General features: G+C 63.3%; 16 protein-coding genes and 1 tRNA gene. 11 read left to right on the top strand and 6 right to left on the bottom strand.

Annotation, left to right across the window (positions count from 1 at the left end; translation table 11 throughout):
* The first annotated feature begins 175 nt into the window (after nucleotides 1–175).
* From cysS to C8N43_RS03660, 3 genes are all read left to right on the top strand, one after another.
* Nucleotides 176–1,522 (top strand): cysteine--tRNA ligase, encoded by a 1,347-nt coding sequence (cysS, locus tag C8N43_RS03670; RefSeq protein ID WP_107844309.1) that lies wholly within the window; start codon nucleotides 176–178, stop codon nucleotides 1,520–1,522.
* A gap of 106 nt (nucleotides 1,523–1,628) precedes the next feature.
* Nucleotides 1,629–3,242 (top strand): citramalate synthase, encoded by a 1,614-nt coding sequence (gene cimA / locus C8N43_RS03665; protein ID WP_107844308.1) that lies wholly within the window; start codon nucleotides 1,629–1,631, stop codon nucleotides 3,240–3,242.
* Complete coding sequence (locus tag C8N43_RS03660; RefSeq protein ID WP_107844307.1) at nucleotides 3,232–3,954, top strand: squalene/phytoene synthase family protein; 723 nt, start codon at nucleotides 3,232–3,234, stop codon at nucleotides 3,952–3,954. The genes cimA and C8N43_RS03660 overlap by 11 nt, the downstream gene beginning before the upstream one ends.
* On the opposite strand, the gene C8N43_RS03655 is transcribed toward C8N43_RS03660, so the two are convergent.
* Genes C8N43_RS03655 through cobA form a run of 3 tightly spaced genes read right to left on the bottom strand, consistent with a single transcriptional unit; the run spans nucleotide 3,951 to nucleotide 7,342 of the window.
* Nucleotides 3,951–5,183 (bottom strand): MFS transporter, encoded by a 1,233-nt coding sequence (locus tag C8N43_RS03655; RefSeq protein ID WP_107844306.1) that lies wholly within the window; start codon nucleotides 5,181–5,183, stop codon nucleotides 3,951–3,953. The two genes, C8N43_RS03660 and C8N43_RS03655, sit on opposite strands and share 4 nt — an antisense overlap.
* Before the next feature lie 9 nt (nucleotides 5,184–5,192).
* On the bottom strand, nucleotides 5,193–6,494 hold the full coding sequence (locus tag C8N43_RS03650; RefSeq protein ID WP_107844305.1) for a cobyrinic acid a,c-diamide synthase CobB: 1,302 nt from the start codon (nucleotides 6,492–6,494) through the stop codon (nucleotides 5,193–5,195).
* Nucleotides 6,491–7,342, bottom strand: a complete 852-nt coding sequence (cobA, locus tag C8N43_RS03645; protein WP_107844304.1) for a uroporphyrinogen-III C-methyltransferase — start codon at nucleotides 7,340–7,342, stop codon at nucleotides 6,491–6,493. Before cobA ends, C8N43_RS03650 begins: the two co-directional genes overlap by 4 nt.
* A 97-nt stretch (nucleotides 7,343–7,439) precedes the next feature.
* Between cobA and C8N43_RS03640 the strand changes: the two genes are divergently transcribed.
* The 5 genes from C8N43_RS03640 to C8N43_RS03620 all read left to right on the top strand — a co-directional run bounded on the left by C8N43_RS03640 (nucleotide 7,440) and on the right by C8N43_RS03620 (nucleotide 11,256).
* The gene (locus C8N43_RS03640) at nucleotides 7,440–8,483 is read left to right on the top strand and encodes a cobalt-precorrin-5B (C(1))-methyltransferase (protein ID WP_107846225.1); all 1,044 of its coding nucleotides are present in this window, start codon (nucleotides 7,440–7,442) and stop codon (nucleotides 8,481–8,483) included.
* Nucleotides 8,480–9,217: a cobalt-precorrin-6A reductase gene (locus C8N43_RS03635; protein ID WP_107844303.1), complete on the top strand. Its 738-nt coding sequence runs from the start codon at nucleotides 8,480–8,482 to the stop codon at nucleotides 9,215–9,217. Before C8N43_RS03640 ends, C8N43_RS03635 begins: the two co-directional genes overlap by 4 nt.
* Nucleotides 9,198–9,821 carry a DNA-3-methyladenine glycosylase family protein gene (locus C8N43_RS03630; protein WP_107844302.1) on the top strand — a complete coding sequence of 208 codons (624 nt, stop codon included), beginning with the start codon at nucleotides 9,198–9,200 and terminating at the stop codon, nucleotides 9,819–9,821. The genes C8N43_RS03635 and C8N43_RS03630 overlap by 20 nt, the downstream gene beginning before the upstream one ends.
* Nucleotides 9,818–10,489, top strand: coding sequence for an alpha/beta hydrolase (locus tag C8N43_RS03625; RefSeq protein WP_107844301.1), 672 nt, complete (start codon nucleotides 9,818–9,820; stop codon nucleotides 10,487–10,489). Before C8N43_RS03630 ends, C8N43_RS03625 begins: the two co-directional genes overlap by 4 nt.
* Nucleotides 10,490–10,671: 182 nt before the next feature.
* Nucleotides 10,672–11,256 (top strand): HNH endonuclease, encoded by a 585-nt coding sequence (locus tag C8N43_RS03620; protein WP_107844300.1) that lies wholly within the window; start codon nucleotides 10,672–10,674, stop codon nucleotides 11,254–11,256.
* Nucleotides 11,257–11,429: 173 nt separating this feature from the next.
* Here C8N43_RS03620 and C8N43_RS03615 read toward each other — a convergent pair whose 3' ends face one another.
* Entirely contained in the window at nucleotides 11,430–12,380 is a 951-nt protein-coding gene (locus C8N43_RS03615) for a radical SAM protein (protein WP_107844299.1), read from the bottom strand.
* 206 nt (nucleotides 12,381–12,586) lie between these two features.
* Here C8N43_RS03615 and zwf point away from each other — a divergent pair, with 206 nt between their 5' ends.
* The 3 genes from zwf to pgi are packed head-to-tail and all read left to right on the top strand — an operon-like array spanning nucleotide 12,587 to nucleotide 16,290.
* On the top strand, nucleotides 12,587–14,041 hold the full coding sequence (gene zwf, locus C8N43_RS03610) for a glucose-6-phosphate dehydrogenase (protein WP_107844298.1): 1,455 nt from the start codon (nucleotides 12,587–12,589) through the stop codon (nucleotides 14,039–14,041).
* A complete protein-coding gene (gene pgl, locus C8N43_RS03605; RefSeq protein WP_107844297.1) occupies nucleotides 14,038–14,685 on the top strand; it encodes a 6-phosphogluconolactonase in 648 nt (215 codons plus the stop codon). The genes zwf and pgl overlap by 4 nt, the downstream gene beginning before the upstream one ends.
* Before the next feature lie 15 nt (nucleotides 14,686–14,700).
* Nucleotides 14,701–16,290, top strand: a complete 1,590-nt coding sequence (gene pgi / locus C8N43_RS03600; RefSeq protein ID WP_107844296.1) for a glucose-6-phosphate isomerase — start codon at nucleotides 14,701–14,703, stop codon at nucleotides 16,288–16,290.
* Between the two features lie 205 nt (nucleotides 16,291–16,495).
* Here pgi and C8N43_RS03595 read toward each other — a convergent pair whose 3' ends face one another.
* Nucleotides 16,496–16,969 carry an acyl-CoA thioesterase gene (locus C8N43_RS03595; protein WP_107844295.1) on the bottom strand — a complete coding sequence of 158 codons (474 nt, stop codon included), beginning with the start codon at nucleotides 16,967–16,969 and terminating at the stop codon, nucleotides 16,496–16,498.
* Nucleotides 16,970–16,975: 6 nt separating this feature from the next.
* A tRNA-Gly gene (locus tag C8N43_RS03590) sits at nucleotides 16,976–17,049 on the bottom strand.
* Between the last annotated feature and the right edge of the window lie 2 nt (nucleotides 17,050–17,051).

Here is a 17,051-nt window from a genome sequence, read left to right as displayed (position 1 = left end):
CATGACATCACGCTCGACCAATGCCACAGCTTTTGCTAGAGCTAAACCCATGACGACCCGACCCATCATTTGCTGCTGCATTATTTCCATCTGATTAACTCAGGCGGGTCGTTTTAGGTTTTCCATCCATAGCCAGTTTCGATACACCCGCCGCGACCCCCGCGTGTGAGGCCCCATGACGATCAAGCTCTACAATACCGCGACCCGCGCCAAGCAGGTGTTCACGCCGCTCGAAGAGGGCAAGGCCAGCATGTATGTCTGTGGGCCGACCGTCTACGAGCGCGCGCATCTGGGAAACGCGCGCCCGGTGCTGGTGTTTGATCTGTTGTTTCGCCTGTTGCGCCATGAATACGGCGCGGAAAATGTCAGGTATGTGCGCAACTTCACGGACGTAGATGACAAGATCAACGCCCGCGCGGCGGAGACGGGGCGTGAGATTTCCCAGATCACCGACGAGACCATCGGCTGGTTTCTGGAGGATATGGGCGCGCTCGGCGCGCTTGAGCCGACCGATGCCCCCCGCGCCACGGCCTATATCGGCGCGATGATCGCGATGATCGAGCAGCTGATCGCCAAAGGCCATGCCTATGAGGCCTCCGGACACGTGCTCTTCAAGGTCCGCTCCTACGCCGAATACGGCCAGCTGTCTGGACGCTCGGTCGACGACATGATCGCCGGCGCCCGGGTCGAGGTGGCGCCGTACAAAGAGGACCCGATGGATTTCGTGCTGTGGAAGCCGTCCTCCGACGATCTGCCCGGCTGGGACAGCCCGTGGGGGCGCGGTCGGCCGGGCTGGCATATCGAATGCTCCGCCATGGCGCACGACATTCTGGGCGAGGCGTTCGATATCCACGGCGGCGGCAACGACCTGACCTTCCCGCACCATGAAAACGAGATCGCCCAGTCGAAATGCGCAGGCCACGGCTTCGCGCAGATCTGGATGCACAACGAGATGTTGCAGGTCGAGGGCAAGAAGATGTCCAAGTCTTTGGGCAACTTCTTCACCGTGCGCGATCTGCTGGACCAGGGCGTGCCGGGCGAGGTGATCCGTTTCGTGATGCTGTCGACCCATTACCGCAAACCGATGGACTGGACCGAGGCAAAGCGGGGCGAGGCAGAGAAGACGCTGCGCAAGTGGGCGGAGGTCTGCGTGGACGTCGAGCCCGCTGCCTCGGTTGATGCCGCGTTCATGGACACCTTGCGGGACGACTTGAACATGCCCGGTGCGCTGGCGCGTCTGCGGGAATTGGCGGGCAGCGATTCGTCGGCCCTGAAAGCGACACTCGACTTCCTGGGATTCACACTTGCTTTGCCCGACCAAGAGGCGATCGACCTTTCGACCTATGCCGCGGCCTTGGCCGATCTTCGGACGCAGGCGATGGTGTCGAAAAATTTCGAACACGTCGACGCGATGAAAACCGCTTTGCTCGCCGCCGGCGTCGAGGTTCGCATGTCCAAGGACGGGGTTGAGCTGAGCGCGGGCTCCGGCTTCGATCCCGCGAAGCTGGCGGGCGTGTTATGACAGTGAAAACCTCGTCTCAAGTGACTGAACAAGCGCCGCGCGTCTTGTGCAAGTTGGGGGATTGGCATCGAAATACTAAGCCAACTTGTGAAACAACGGTGCAGTCATGACCGAACGATTGACCCTTTTCGACACCACCTTGCGCGACGGGCAGCAGACCCAAGGGGTGCAATTCTCGACGCCCGAAAAGCTTGAGATTGCGGCTCTTCTTGATGCGCTTGGGATCGACTACATCGAAGGCGGTTGGCCCGGGGCAAACCCGACCGACAGCGAATTTTTCGCCACGCCCCCCGAGACGCAAGCGATCCTGACAGCCTTTGGCATGACCAAACGCGCGGGCCGCTCGGCGGCCAATGACGACGTGCTGGCGGGGGTCGTGAACGCCAACACGCCCGCCGTGTGCCTCGTCGGCAAGACCCATGATTTCCATGTCGAAACCGCGCTCGGCATCAGTCTCGACGAGAACGTCAGCAACATCCGCGACAGCTTCGCCCATCTGGTAAGCCTTGGAAGAGAGACGTTTTTTGACGCAGAGCATTTCTTCGATGGCTACAAGTCCAACCCCGCCTATGCGCTGGAATGCCTGCATGCCGCGTATGGCGAAGGCGCGACCGTGGTGCTTTGCGATACCAATGGCGGCACGCTGCCCGCCGAGATTTCCGCCACCGTCGCAGCCGTTATCGACAGCGGCATCGACGGCGCGCGGCTGGGCATACACACCCACAATGACACCGGCACCGCGGTGGCCGGAACGCTGGCGGCCGTAGACGCAGGCGCGCGGCATATCCAAGGCACTTTGAACGGTTTGGGCGAGCGATGTGGCAATGCGAACCTGACCTCGATCATCCCGACACTGCTTTTGAAAGAGCCGTACCGGTCCCGCTATACCACTGGGGTGAATGAAGAAAACCTGCCGCAGCTTATTGTCGCCTCGCGCAAGCTCGACGACATTCTGAACCGCGTCCCCAACAAGCACGCACCCTATATCGGGGCCTCTGCCTTTGCACATAAGGCAGGGCTTCATGCGAGTGCGATCCTGAAGGACCCGACGACTTACGAGCATATCGATCCCGGGAGTGTCGGAAACTCGCGCATCATCCCGATGAGCAATCAGGCCGGCCAGTCGAACCTGCGCAAACGTCTTTCTGAGATGGGATTGAAAGACTTTGATACCAGTGCTTTGCCGCGCATTCTTGAAGTGATCAAGCAGCGCGAGGACGAGGGCTATTCCTACGACACCGCGCAGGCCTCCTTCGAGCTTCTCGCGCGGCGGGAACTGGGTCTGCTGCCGAACTTCTTCGAGGTGAAGCGCTACAAGGTCACCGTGGAGCGCCGCAAAAATAAGTATGACAAGATGATCAGCCTCTCTGAGGCCGTCGTGGTCGTGAAAGTCGGCAAAGACAAGATGTTGTCCGTGTCCGAGAGCCTCGATGAGACCGGCTCCGACCGCGGTCCGGTGAACGCGCTGGCGAAGGCGCTGGCCAAGGACCTTGGCCCTTATTCCGCGATGATCGAGGACATGCGGCTGGTCGACTTCAAGGTGCGCATCACCCAAGGCGGCACGGAGGCCGTGACCCGCGTCATCATCGACAGCGCCGACAGCCGCGGCAACCGATGGTCCACCGTCGGGGTGTCGCCCAACATCGTGGATGCCAGCTTCGAAGCGCTGCTGGACGCAATCAATTGGAAGCTGATCCGCGAAGGTGCCCATGTCGCTTGAGGCCTGCGTCGCCTTGGTGCGGCGCGCTGATCCGGACCGTGCGGCGGCCGCCGAGCTTGCTTCGGTCGACGTGCAAAAGGTGCTTTGGCCGCTTTATGCGATGAATGTCGAGGTCTCGCGCGCGCCTTGGGTGACGCAGGAGCCGATGATTGCCGAGATGCGGCTGCAATGGTGGCGCGACGCGCTTGAAGAAATTGCAGAAGGCCGCGCAGTCCGCAGTCACGAAGTGACGACGCCGTTGGCGGAGGCGATTGGCCCGGAAGAGGCGCGTCTGCTCGACAAGCTTGTTGCGGCGCGGCGGTGGGACATCTACTCGGATGCGTTTGAAGACGAGGCGGCGCTGCTGCGCTATCTCGACGATACTGCTGCGGGACTGATGGTGGTTGCGGCAAGCGCAATCGACGCGCCGAACCCGGATGCGCTGAAAGCCTATGGGCGCGCGGTCGGGCTGGCCCGCTTTCTGCAGGCCGCGCCGGAGCTTGATGCACGGGGACGAAAGCCGCTGCTCGACGGCACACCGGCGGGCATCAAGACGCTGTGTGAGAAAGTCCTGTCAGATATGCCTGCAAAGCCCGAACCGCGGGACGTCACCCGGGAAGGCTGGCAGGCGCGGGCGCTACTGCGTCTGGCAATCGCTCAACCCACACGGGTCGCGGACGGCACACTGGTGTTGAGCGAGTTCTCGAAACGCTGGCGCTTGCTGCTGTTCTAGACCGCGGCTGTTTTCGGCCGCAACGCCAGCCAGATCAGCGCGCCACCTGCGAGCGTCAGGAACGGCACCATGGCGAGGTTCACGGCGGTCCAGCCTTCGACCGGCGAGCCGCCGGAGCAATTCATCAACCCGCCCGAGGCGAGCGAGGCCATGGTCACGCAGCCAAACACGATCGAATCGTTGAGACCCTGGACCACGCCGCGTTCCGCGGTCGTGTGGCTGGAGGCCAGCATCGTCGTGGCACCGATGAAGCCGAAATTCCATCCCAGCCCAAGCAGGATCAGGGCGATAAAGAAATTCTCCAATGTCACGCCTGTGAGCGCCACGACACCGGCCAGCCCTAGGATCACCAGACCCGCGGCGACGATCTTCTCGACCCCGAAGCGGTTGATCAGATGCCCGGTGAAGAAGGACGGGATGAACATCGCAAGCACATGGGCCGACACGATATCGTTGGCATTGTCGGCGCTGAACCCGCAGCCCATCACGGCAAGCGGCGTCGAGGTCATGACGAGGTTCATCAGCGCGTAAGACACCATCCCGCAGATCACGGCGACGCCGATGCGCGGGGTCTTGAGCAGCTCCATCTTGCTGCGCACGGCCTCGCCCGTCCGCGCCGCGGCCATCGCGGCCGCGTTGGGAAGGTCCAGCAGGAAGAACAGGAACAACCCGCACAGGTTCAGCACAACGATGGCGACATAGCTGCCGAGGAACGGGATCACGCTGAAATCGAACATGATCTTGTTCAGCTGTGGGCCAATGATGGCCGACAGCAACCCGCCCGCCATGACATAGGAAATCGCCTTGGCCCGGAACCGATCCGATGCGCCATCGGCGGCGGCGAAGCGGTAGAAGCCTTGGGCGGACATGTAGATCCCGCTGATATAGCTGCCCAGTAGCAGGAGCAGGAAAGAGCCAATATAGAGCCCAAATCCCGCCACAGCCGCGCCAAGCGCCCCGCCAAGGGCCCCGATGATAAAGCCCGTGCGCCGCCCGCGTTTTTGCATGAGCGGGCTGATCCAGGGCGCGGTGGTCATGGAGCCGAACACGATCATCGAGATCGGCAAGGTTGCGAGGCACGGGTTTGGCGTAAGCGAATTGCCGACCAGCCCGCCTACAACAAACAGCATGGGCATCTGGGCACCGAGGATCGCCTGGCAGGCGACCAGCACCGCGACATTGCGGCGCGTGCGCGGGTCGGATCGGGCGGGGGCGGCGGACATGGTCATGGCTTCTCGCTAATTGCTCTGCGCGGACGTGTCCACCGCCTCGATGATATGGGCGAAGGAGCCGCAAACCTTGCCACGCACAAGCCCCATATCGGGTAGGCGCGTGTTTTCGCTGTCAGATGCGGTGAAAAGCGACGGGCCGTCGGCGCGAATTGTCGTGGCGTAATGGAACTCGTGGGCCTTGAAGCTGCCTCGCACAGGCGCGATTTCGCTGTGCAGAGTGCGGTAGCCCAGATGCAGTTTGCGCTCCGCGAAACTTGTCTCCAAAGGCAAAAGCCCGGCCATTTTGTGCGCTGTGCCGTCTGCGTCCGTCAGGCGGTCCCCAAGGACCATGTAGCCGCCGCATTCACCATATATTTCAGTTGTTTCCGCCGTCTTCCTCAGGCTGTCCATAAAATTCGAATTATTCGCGAGCGTGGCTGCGTGTAGCTCAGGGTATCCGCCCGGCAGAAACACACGGTCGCATTTCGGAACGGGCTCGTTGCGCAAAGGGGAGAAGGGCACGATGTGCCAGCCAGAAGCCTCAAGATCGTTCAATTGATGTCGATATGCGAAGTCGAATGCCGCGTCTTGCGCGACCGCCAGGGTCTTGTTGGCGTCCGGGGGCGTTGATGGGTCCGCCGTGACACCTGGCAGTGTGCCGCCCAATGCGAGGAGAGCGTCGATATCCACGCTTCGCGCGATCAGGTCGCCAGCCTCGTCGAGAAAATTCTCCAAATCCTGGCGCTCTTGCGCCTGCACCAGCCCCAAATGCCGCGAGGGGGTCGAAACCCCGGGTGTGCGCGGCACGCTGCCCAGAACGGGCATTCCGATCTGCGAGAGCGCACGGCGCAACATCACCTCGTGTCGCGGCGAGCCGACCTTATTGAGAATGACGCCGACCACCGGGACCTTTGGATCAAAGCCTGCAAACCCCGCAACGAGCGGCGCGACCGAGCCCGCCATGCGCGACGCGTCCACGACAAGTACCACCGGCAGTCCAAGTGTCTTGGCCAGATGGGCGACCGAGCCTTTGCCATCCGGCGGCGCACCGTCGAACAGGCCCATCGCGCCTTCCACGATCAACTCTCCCGGGCCTGCGACAAGTCTGCGCAGTCGCGCGGGTGTCATGGCCCAAGCGTCGAGATTGACGCAAGCGGCTCGGCAAGCGGCTTCCAGAAAGCGCGTGTCGATGTAATCGGGCCCGGATTTTGCGCCGCGCACGGAGGTGCCCCTGAGGTGAAGCGCGCGCAAAAGACCCAGTGTCACAGTGGTTTTGCCGGAACCGGATGAGGGCGCCGCGATGATCAGCCCGCGGCCGGTCGGTGTCATGCGCTCTCGGCCGGGCGACCTCGGCCCAGGGGATCTAGATCGCGCGGGGCCTCCCCGGCAGCTTGCGCTTGCCAATCGAGAACCTGGCGCATCGAGACTGCGCGTCCGACGCAGATAATCGCGGGCGGCTCGAGCCCCTCGGCCTCGATATCGGCCACGCAGCTGCCAAGCGTCGTCTCCAGCACGCGTTGCTGATCCGTGGTGGCGGTGGTGACGATCGCGACAGGTTCTGACGCGGCGCGACCCGCGCGCATCAACTCGCCGCTGATATGCGCGATGTGCTTCATGCCCATGTAGATCACGATGACCTGACTGCCGCGCGCGATGGCGGGCCAATCGAGCGAGCCGGTGGCGTTGCCGCTTTGGTCATGCCCGGTGACGAAGGTCACGGATTGGTTCACGTCGCGATGCGTGACAGGGATGCCGGCATAGGCGAGGCCACCGATGCCTGCGGAAATGCCGGGGATAATGCGGATCGGAACGCCGTGCTGAACGAGGGTCTGCGCCTCTTCGCCGCCGCGTCCGAAGACGAAAGGATCGCCGCCCTTCAGCCGCAAAACGCGCTTTCCGGCGCGCGCCAGCTCCACAAGCCGCAAGGAAATATCGCGCTGCTTGGCCGATGGCTTGCCGCCGCGCTTGCCTGCATAGATGTGCTCTGCCTGGGGTGCCCAGTCGAGGATCGCCTCCTGCACCAGCGCATCGTAGATCACCACATCGGCCTGCCGCAGCGCGTTCAACGCGTGCAAGGTCAGCAGCCCCGGGTCGCCGGGGCCAGCGCCGCACAGCCAGACCCAACCGGGTTGCAGGCTGGGCCAATCAGCACAGGGAAGGGGCATCGAGTCGCGCATTCCCTCTTATGGCCCGTAACCCCCGCGCAAGAAAAGCAAAAGAGCGACGTCGGATCGGCCATTGGCGGCGGAAATTCCGCGCGGTAAGGTCGCGGCCATGAGTGACGAGACCTCTCCGAAACTGCGCCGCGGCTGGACCACGGGGGCTTGCGCCACGGCGGCCGTAAAGGCGGGGTTGCAGATGTTGTGGGGCGGGATGCGGCCGGACGATGTGTCGATCACGCTGCCCAAGGGAGAGACACCGGTCTTCGCGATCGCCCACATGGCGCAAGGCGCGGACTGGGTGGAGGTCGGCATCGAGAAGGACGCGGGCGACGACCCGGACGTCACCCATGGTGCGCTGATCTGCGCCCGGGTCGCGGCCTCGTCGGGGGGCGTCGTGTTCAAGGCAGGCGAGGGTGTCGGGCACGTCACCAAACCCGGCCTGCCCATCGCCGTGGGGGAGCCCGCGATCAACCCCGTGCCGCGCGCGATGATGGACGAGGTCGTGGCCGAGATGGCGTCCGAGTTCGGCAAAGCGCCCGATGTCGAGATCACGATCTCGGTGCCCGGCGGCACGGAGTTGGCGAAAAAGACCTGGAATCCGCGGCTTGGGATTGAGGGCGGGTTGTCGATTCTCGGGACGACGGGCGTTGTGCGCCCGTTTTCCTGCGCGGCCTGGATCGCGTCGATCCACCGCGGCATCGACGTGGCACGCGCCGATGGGCTGACACATGTCGCCGGCTGCACCGGGGCCACGTCGGAACGGGTGGTGCAGGAGCTGCTGGGCCTGCCGGACCACGCGATGCTCGACATGGGTGATTTTGCCGGAGGATTGCTCAAATATCTTGCGCGGCATCCGGTGCCGTCGATCACCATTGGCGGCGGGATCGGCAAGATCACCAAGCTCGCACAAGGCGCGCGGGATTTACACTCGAAGCGCTCGCAGGTGGATTTCGAGGCGCTGCAGGACTGGACATCAACGCCAGTTTCCGACGCCAACACGATGCTGGAGGCGGTCACCCGCGCGCCCGAGTTGGCTCAACGGGTCGCGGACGAAGCTTTGTTGAAAATCAGGGATATACTCGGTGAAGCTGATGTTGTTCCAAGCGTCGTCGTGATCGACCGCGCGGGCACGATTCTCGCAAAGGCCGGGCTATGAAAATCCTGTTGTTGGCTGGAACGGGTGAGGCGCGGGATGTTGCGCGCGGGCTCGTGGCGCGCGGTCATCAAGTTATCGCATCGCTTGCAGGCGCGACCCGTGCGCCGAAGGATCTGGGCTGTGAGACCCGGTTCGGGGGCTTTGGCGGGGATGCGGGGTTCGAGGCATGGCTGGATCGCAATCCGGTCGATCTGGTTATCGACGCGACCCATCCCTTTGCCCACCGGATCACCGATCGCACGGCGCGCATTTGTGCTGCGCGCGGGCTGGGATACGCGCAGTTGCTGCGTCCGGCCTGGGAGCAGAGGGATGGGGACCGCTGGACCTTCATCGACCATGCGAGTGAGGCAAGCGACCACATTTCCCCGGGCGCGCGCGTTTTTCTGGCTACGGGGCGCCAAACGCTGGAGCAGTTCGCAGGCCTGTCCCAGAGCTACCTGATTTGTCGCCAGATCGACCCGCCTGACGGCCCGTTTCCGTTCCCGAACGGGGAGTTCTTGATCGGACGGCCACCATTTTCGGTCGTCGATGAAGTGGCTTTGTTCCAAAGGCTGAAGATCGATTGGCTTGTGGTGAAGAACGCGGGCGGGGAGATGTCGCGCTCGAAGCTGGACGCGGCGCGCGAGATCGGGCTGCGTGTGCTGATGCTGAACCGCCCGGCCATGCCCGACGCACCGAAGGTCGACACGGTCGACGCCCTGCTGGAGTGGGTCGATGCGTATCATCCGGGGTGACGCCTGCGTGGCAGAGGGTGCGGCGTGGCTGGCCGCCAGAGAGCCGCGTTTTGCCGATGTATTGCCCCGGTTGGAGCCGCTTCCGTTGCGATTGCGCCCGGACGGGTTTTTTCAGCTTCTGCAGGCAATCATGGGCCAGCAGGTCTCGACCGCCTCGGCAAAGGCAATCAACGGGCGGCTGCAGGAAGCCGGTCTGACCAGTCCGGATGCGGTTCGGCGGGCGTCGGAGCAAACTTTGCGGGCGTGCGGCCTGTCGCGCCAGAAGATCCGCTACGCCTATGCGCTTGCCGAGGCCGACATCCCCTACGATGCGCTGCGCGACATGGCCTCCATAGAGGTGATCGCGACATTGACGAAGGTGCCGGGCATCGGGCCGTGGACCGCCGAGGTCTACGCGATGTTCTCGCTTGGGCATGCGGACGTGTTCGCGCCGGGGGATTTGGCCTTGCAGGAAGCGGCCCGGGTTCTGTTCGACTTGTCGGAGCGGCCGAAACCAGCACAGATGCGACAGATGGCGCAGGATTGGTCGCCGTGGCAAAGCGTTGCGGCCCGGATACTCTGGGCCTATTACCGAGACATCAAGGATCGAGAGGGGATCACATGACCCGAGTTTTGGATGCGAAGCGCAAGGGCTCTAAATCGGGCGAGGATTCCAGCCTCGTGATCTTCCTGCATGGCTATGGCGCGGACGGGCCGGATTTGCTGGGGCTGGCCGATCCGTTGTCGGACCATCTGCCCGACACGGTCTTCGTGGCCCCCAACGCGCCGGAGCGATGCATCGGAAATCCGATGGGATATCAATGGTTTCCCATCCCCTGGATCGATGGCTCGTCCGAGGAAGAGGCCGAGCGCGGCCTGTTGCAGGCGGCGGATGATTTGAACGCCTTTCTGGACACGAGCATGGAAGAGGAAGGCGTCTCGGAAGCTGAGACGATCCTCGTGGGCTTTAGCCAAGGCACGATGATGGCGCTGCATGTCGCGCCGCGCCGCCCGGACGCATTTGCGGGTATTGTCGCCTTTTCTGGACGCTTGCTGCGCCCGGAGCTGCTGGCGGACGAGGTCGTCTCCAAACCGCCCATCATGTTGATCCACGGCGATCAAGACGACGTGGTGCCGCCGATCTCGATGCCGGAGGCCGGGGACGCGCTGCAGGAGGCAGGGTTCGAGGTGTACGGCCATGTCATGAAGGGCACCGGGCACGGAATCGCGCCGGATGGGCTTGGGGTCGCGTTGAGCTTCATCGGGCAGAAATGGGGTCTCGACCTCGGCTAGAGGTCGCGCCCCGAAGTCGAACCCAACGCGCGCCGTTGAAGCCATGAAAGCTCTCTTCATAAACGCCATATAGCGGGGGTTGCCAGAGTTCGAGAACGATATATAGTTTTTCCTGAGGACTGGGGCGGGGCTCCCCGCTCTGGTGGTGCGCAGCGCATGACAGAGCAGGAGAGCTATTCCCAATGGACGGCGAATTCAGGCACGAGTTTGTGCGTGACCCCAGCAATCTCAAGCACAATCCGGCCCTTGTGTTGAACGCGGATTATCGCCCGCTTTCCTACTACCCGTTGAGCCTGTGGACCTGGCAGGAAGCTGTGAAGGCGGCCTATCTGGATCGGGTGACGATCTTGTCGGAATATGAGGATGTGGTGCGGTCGCCGACGACGGAGATCAAGATCCCGTCGGTCGTGGTGCTCAAGGACTATGTGAAGCCGCAAAAGCGGGTCGCGTTCACGCGGTTCAACCTGTTTCTGCGCGATGAGTTTTGCTGTCAGTATTGCGGCACGCGCGGGGATTTGACGTTCGATCACGTGGTGCCGCGGGCGCGGGGCGGGATCACGTCGTGGGAGAATGTCGTCGCGGCGTGTTCGCGGTGCAATCTGCGTAAAGGCTCGCAATTGCTCAAGAATTCCGGCTTGTCCCTGCGCAAGCCCCCGATCCAGCCGACGGCGCCGGAGCTGATGAACATGGGACGGAAATTCCCGCCGAACCACCTGCATGAAAGCTGGATGGACTTTCTCTATTGGGATGCCGAGTTGGAAGCATAGGTTAACGGTTGGGACGCAGGTTGCGACTTGCGCAACGGCTGTACCGCATGGACGCGCAAATTAACTATTCGTTTCAAGCCGATGGCGCTGTCGGAGACCTGTCGGCTTTGCGTCGGACTTCTGTCGGGCTTTGATCTGGCTTTGACCGCTCGCAGCGCAAAAAGGTTAACATCTCAGGCGGAACAGCTCGCGCCGCCCAAGACACAGAACTTCGCGCAATGGGGGTGGTTGAGCTGCACGTCGCGCTCGGCCTGCTCGAGGGTCTCGCCCATCTCGAACTCTGGCGAATAGGGCAGCAGGGTGCAGGCGAGTACCGCGGGGGACTGCGCGCCGCGGCGTTTGACGACCATGCGGGAGGACGCGCACATCACGGCGTTGGGCGATTTGTCGAGAATGCCCCAGCAGGCGGTCGTGATCTCGGGGACTTCGATTGTCTCGTCCATCTCGGGGAAAAGAACTGTCATCGCAGGGTCTTGCGCGTCGATCTTGAAGTCATGCCCAGTAAAGAGCGCTGCAAAGCCTGCGCGCGCGGACGCATCGCTTTCCGCCCAGATCGAGCGCCCGGCGACGGCCATGTGCGCACCTTGGTCGCGTAGCCAGATCATGCCTTCGATGGTCTTGGCGAATGCATCCTTGCCGCGCTCGGCATCGTGGATTTCGGGGGACCAGTGGTCGAGCGAGACGCGGAAGGTCAGCTTGTCGCCGAAGTCTGCGATCAGCGTTTTCAGGCCCGCTTGCACCGATTTGCGCATCATCGGGCGCATGGCGTTGGTCAGGATCAGGACCTCGTAGCCGCGGTCGAGCGCCGCGCGGGCCATGTCGCACATGTCAGGGTTCATGAAGGGCTCGCCGCCGGTAAACGCGATCTCGCGCACGCCCCATTTGCGCTGCTCGAGCTGGTCGAGATAGGCCTCGACCTCGGCGGTGGTGATGTAGACCAGCGCGTCATTGGTGGGCGAGGACAGGATGTAGCAATTCTCGCACTCGATATTGCACAGGGTGCCGGTGTTGAACCAAAGCGTTTGCGGATTGCTGAGCGCGACGGAGGCGCGGGGCTCTCCCTTGGCCGTCAGGTACGGATCGAGGAATTTGCCGTCATTGGCAGTCGTAATCTGGTCTTTCATGCGCAAGCGGCTCCGTCGCAGTTTCGCCGTTGCTACCGCGCGGGACGCGGAAGGGAAAGTGGGGCAAAGACGTTTTGACGGGCTTGTGACTGCGGCGCAGGATGATAGGTTCCGCGCGACGGTGACGCAGGGCCAACTTTCCTGTAGAACTGTCGCCCCGTTAGCGCTAACAAGCGCCGCGAGAGCAGCTGAAGAAAGGCCCGCCCATGGTATCGCGCATCATTCCCGTGGACCCGTTCGATCTGGTGATTTTCGGAGGCACGGGCGATCTGGCCCGCCGCAAAATCCTGCCGGGGCTCTATCACCGCTTCTGCGCAGGCCAGATGCCTGAAGATGCCCGCATCATCGGCGCCGCGCGCTCAGAGATGGACGACAAAGGCTACCGCAAGATGATCGGCGAGGCGCTGGACGAATTCATCCCTCACACCAAGCGCGAGGCGGAGCGGGTGAAGCTGTTCCTCGAGCGGCTGCATTACACACCGATCGACGCTAAGGGCGACGGCGGCTGGAAGACGCTCAAAAAGCTGGTGCGCGCGGATGTGGTGCAGGCCTTTTACTTCTCGGTCGGGCCCGCCTTGTTCGGGGATCTGGCTACCCGGTTGCACGAGCACGAGATCGCGACGCCAGAAAGCCGCATCGTAGTCGAAAAGCCCTTCGGGCGCGATCTGGAGAGCGCGCGGGCGCTCAACAAAGTGCTGGCCGACAGCTTTGACGAGCATCAGATTTATCGGATCGACCATTATCTGGGCAAAGAGACGGTGCAGAACCTGATGGCTGTGCGCTTTGCCAACGTGCTGTTCGAGCCGCTTTGGAATGCGCAATACATCGACCACGTGCAGATCACGGTGTCGGAGACAGTGGGTGTCGAGGGGCGCGGGGCCTATTACGACAAGTCGGGCGCGATGCGGGACATGGTGCAAAACCACCTGATGCAGCTGTTGTGTTTGACCGCGATGGAGCCGCCCTCGAAATTCGACCCCGATGCGGTGCGCGACGAGAAGCTCAAGGTGATCCGGGCGCTTGACGAGGTGCCGACGGAAAACATCGTGCGCGGGCAATATGCCGCCGACGATGAACAGGAAAGCTACATCGCCCATTCCGAGAACCCCGCCTCGCGCACCGAAAGCTTCATCGCGATGAAGGTGGATATCTCGAACTGGCGTTGGAAAGGCACGCCGTTCTATCTGCGCACCGGCAAGCGGCTGCGCGCCCGCATGTCAGAGATCGTGATCCAGTTCAAAGAGACCCCGCATTCGATCTTCGGCGAAGATGCGGGCAGCCACGCCAATGTGCTGGTGATCCGCCTGCAGCCCGACGAAGGGATCGACCTGCGGGTGACCATCAAGGAGCCGGGACCGGGGGGCATGCGCCTGATCGACGTGCCGCTGGACATGACCTTCGCCGACGCCCTGGGGCCGGAGGGCGAGGACGTGCCGGACGCCTACGAGCGGCTTATCATGGACGTGATCCGCGGCAACCAGACCCTGTTCATGCGCGGCGACGAGGTGGAAGCGGCCTGGCGCTGGACCGACCCGATCATCGACGGCTGGCAGTCGCGCGGCGACCGCCCGACGCAATACGAGCCGGGCTCAAGCGGGCCGGAAGACGCGCTGATGCTGCTGCACCGCGACGGGCGGCGCTGGAGGGAGATCAAGGCATGAAATTTATCGAATACCCCGACGCCGATATGATGATGATCGACCTCGCCAACCAGCTGGTGGGCGAGCTGGGCGAATGCCTGATGGTCCATGAGCATGCGAGCTTTGCGGTGCCCGGCGGCTCGACCCCGGGGCCGGTGTTTGATGCTTTATGCGCCGCGCGTCTGGACTGGCCGCGGGTGCATGTGCTGCTGAATGACGAGCGGCAGGTGCCTGCGGACCATGAGCGCTCCAACGAGCGGCTGATCCGCGAGCGGCTGCTGCAATCCCACGCGGCGGAGGCGACCTATGTGTCGATCCGCCCGGAGGGGGACGCCTTGCCGGACATCTCTGCCGAGCTGCCGATCTCGGTGCTGCTGCTGGGGATGGGGGCGGATATGCACACGGCCTCGCTGTTTCCGGGATCTCAGGATCTGGACGCAGCCCTTGCCCCCGAAGCGCCAGACCTGATGGCCGTCGCAGCCTCCGATGGGCTGGAGCCGCGGATCACCATGAGCGCCCGCGTGCTGGCGGGCGCGATGAGCACCCATGTGCTGATCACCGGGGCCGAGAAACGCGCGGCCATCGAGCGCGCGATGGAGCTTGACCCCCATGAGGCGCCGATCAAGACGGTGCTGGGCACCGCGACCGTGCACTGGGCACCGTAGCAAGGAGGACACCGGATGGACTGGAGCAAGCTGAAAGAGGCGGCCGCATCCCGCCCGAGCATCATGGAATTGTTCGACACACCGGGCCGCGCGCAGGACTTTTCGGTTCGCGTCGGCGAGATGCTGTTTGACTATTCCAAGACGCACATTTCGCCCGAGAGCCGCGCCCTCCTGCTGGAGATGGCCGAGCAGGCCGGGGTCGCGGCCAAGCGTGACGCGATGTTTTCCGGCGCCGAGATCAACGAGACCGAAGGCCGCGCGGTGCTGCACACGCTGCTGCGGGCCGAAAGCTGCCCCGACGGCGTGGACCAGGCCGCCTTTGACGGCGTCCGCGTTGTTCTGGAGGATATGGAGCGGTTTGCGCGCGATGTGCGAAGCGGCGCGTATCAGGGGCAGGGGGGCGCAATCACCGATGTGATCAACATTGGCATCGGCGGCTCCGATCTCGGACCGAAAATGGCGACCATTGCGCTGGCGCCCTTCCATGACGGGCCGCGCGTGCATTTCGTCTCCAATGTGGATGGCGCTGATATCGCCGACACGCTGGCGCCGCTGGACCCGAGCACGACGCTGGTGATCGTGGCCTCCAAGACCTTCACGACCATCGAGACGATGACCAACGCGCGCACCGCCTTTGACTGGATGAAGGGGTCCGTGTCGGACCCGGCCGCGCAGTTTGCAGCTGTCTCGACTGCCGAGGACAAGACCGGTGATTTCGGCATCGCGCCCGAGCGGGTCTTTGGATTTGAGGACTGGGTCGGCGGGCGGTATTCCGTCTGGGGGCCGATCGGCCTGCCATTGATGCTGGCCGTTGGGCCTGAGAGGTTCCGCGACTTCCTTGCGGGCGGGGCTGCGATGGACCGGCACTTCCGCGAGGCCGATCTGGCGGAGAATATGCCGGTCCTGCTGGCTCTGGTAGGCCTGTGGCACAATCAGGGCTGCGGCCACGCGACCCGCGCGGTGCTGCCCTATGACAATCGCCTGTCGCGCCTGCCGGCCTATCTTCAACAGCTTGAGATGGAGAGCAACGGCAAGTCCGTGGCGATGGATGGCTCCGCGCTTGAGGTCAACTCCGGGCCCGTGGTCTGGGGCGAGCCCGGGACCAATGGTCAGCATGCGTTCTACCAGCTGATCCACCAGGGTACGCGGGTGATCCCGTGTGAATTTCTGGTCGCCGCCCGTGGCCATGAAAGCGACTTGAGCCATCACCATGAGCTGCTGGTTGCCAATTGTCTGGCGCAGTCCGAGGCGCTGATGGTCGGGCGGTCGATCGACGAGGCGCGGAGGTTGATGGACGGCAAGTTCAAAGGCGACGAGCTGGAGCGCCAGGCGCGCCACCGGGTGTTTGCAGGCGACCGGCCATCCACCACGCTGATCTATCCGACGCTTGGGGCCCGTGAGCTGGGCATGATCATCGCGCTCTACGAGCATCGGGTCTTTGTCGAAGGCGTCATGCTGGGGATCAACTCGTTCGACCAATGGGGCGTCGAGCTTGGCAAGGAGTTGGCCAACGCGCTGACGCCGCTGGTGCGTGGGGAAGGGGATGTGTCGGGCAAGGACGGATCGACCCGCGGCTTACTGGACTACGTGCTGCAATCAAAATGAGCGGGCTTGCGCCCGCGCTTCATTCCTTGTTTGGCGGCGGTTGAGAGGTCTGTGCGCCGTGTCCCTGGAGCGGCGCAGAGCATTCTGGCCCGGCGGCGCGTCTGTGAGGGTCAGTGCCTCCGGCACCGGGTATGGCGGGCGGGATCGCTTGCGCAGGCGGCCTCGCGGCGTGATTTTCGGGCTGAGAGAGGCCTGAAAGCGGAGCTCAGAGCTCTTCGGCGCCGTCGCGCGTGATCATTGCGTGGCGCAGGTCTTCGGGGATCGGGCGTTTGCTGCCATCATTTTTGAGGAACACCAGCACGGCAGAGCCCGTGGCGCGCAGCGTCTGTGACCAGATCGCATAGTTCATCACGCAGCTTGAGCGGCGGACCGAGGCGGTGCGACCGGTGGTTATGTAATCCTCGCTGAGTTTCATTTCCTGTAGGTAGTCGACCTCGACCCGGCGCAACACCATCCGCGGGCTGTCGGCGGTGGCGTAGCTGGTCATGCCGTAATCGCGCAGGTAGTGGACCCGAAACGCTTCGAACCAGCGCAGATAGGCGACGTTGGAGACATGGGCGAGCGCGTCGAGCTCGCCGAAGCGGGTACGGTCGGCCACGCCGTAGCCCCATGGCTCCGGGATGCCGAGACCGCGCAGGGTGGGGGTGTCGAGGGGCGTATGATAGGGGAGCGCTGTCATATGTTCTGGAGCGGGTAACGGGAATCGAACCCGTAACTAAAGCTTGGGAAGCTGCCGTGATACCTTTTCACCATACCCGCCT

The sequence above is a fragment of the Litoreibacter ponti genome (assembly GCF_003054285.1).
Taxonomy (GTDB): domain Bacteria; phylum Pseudomonadota; class Alphaproteobacteria; order Rhodobacterales; family Rhodobacteraceae; genus Litoreibacter; species Litoreibacter ponti.
This window is presented reverse-complemented; position numbering and strand designations above follow the sequence as displayed.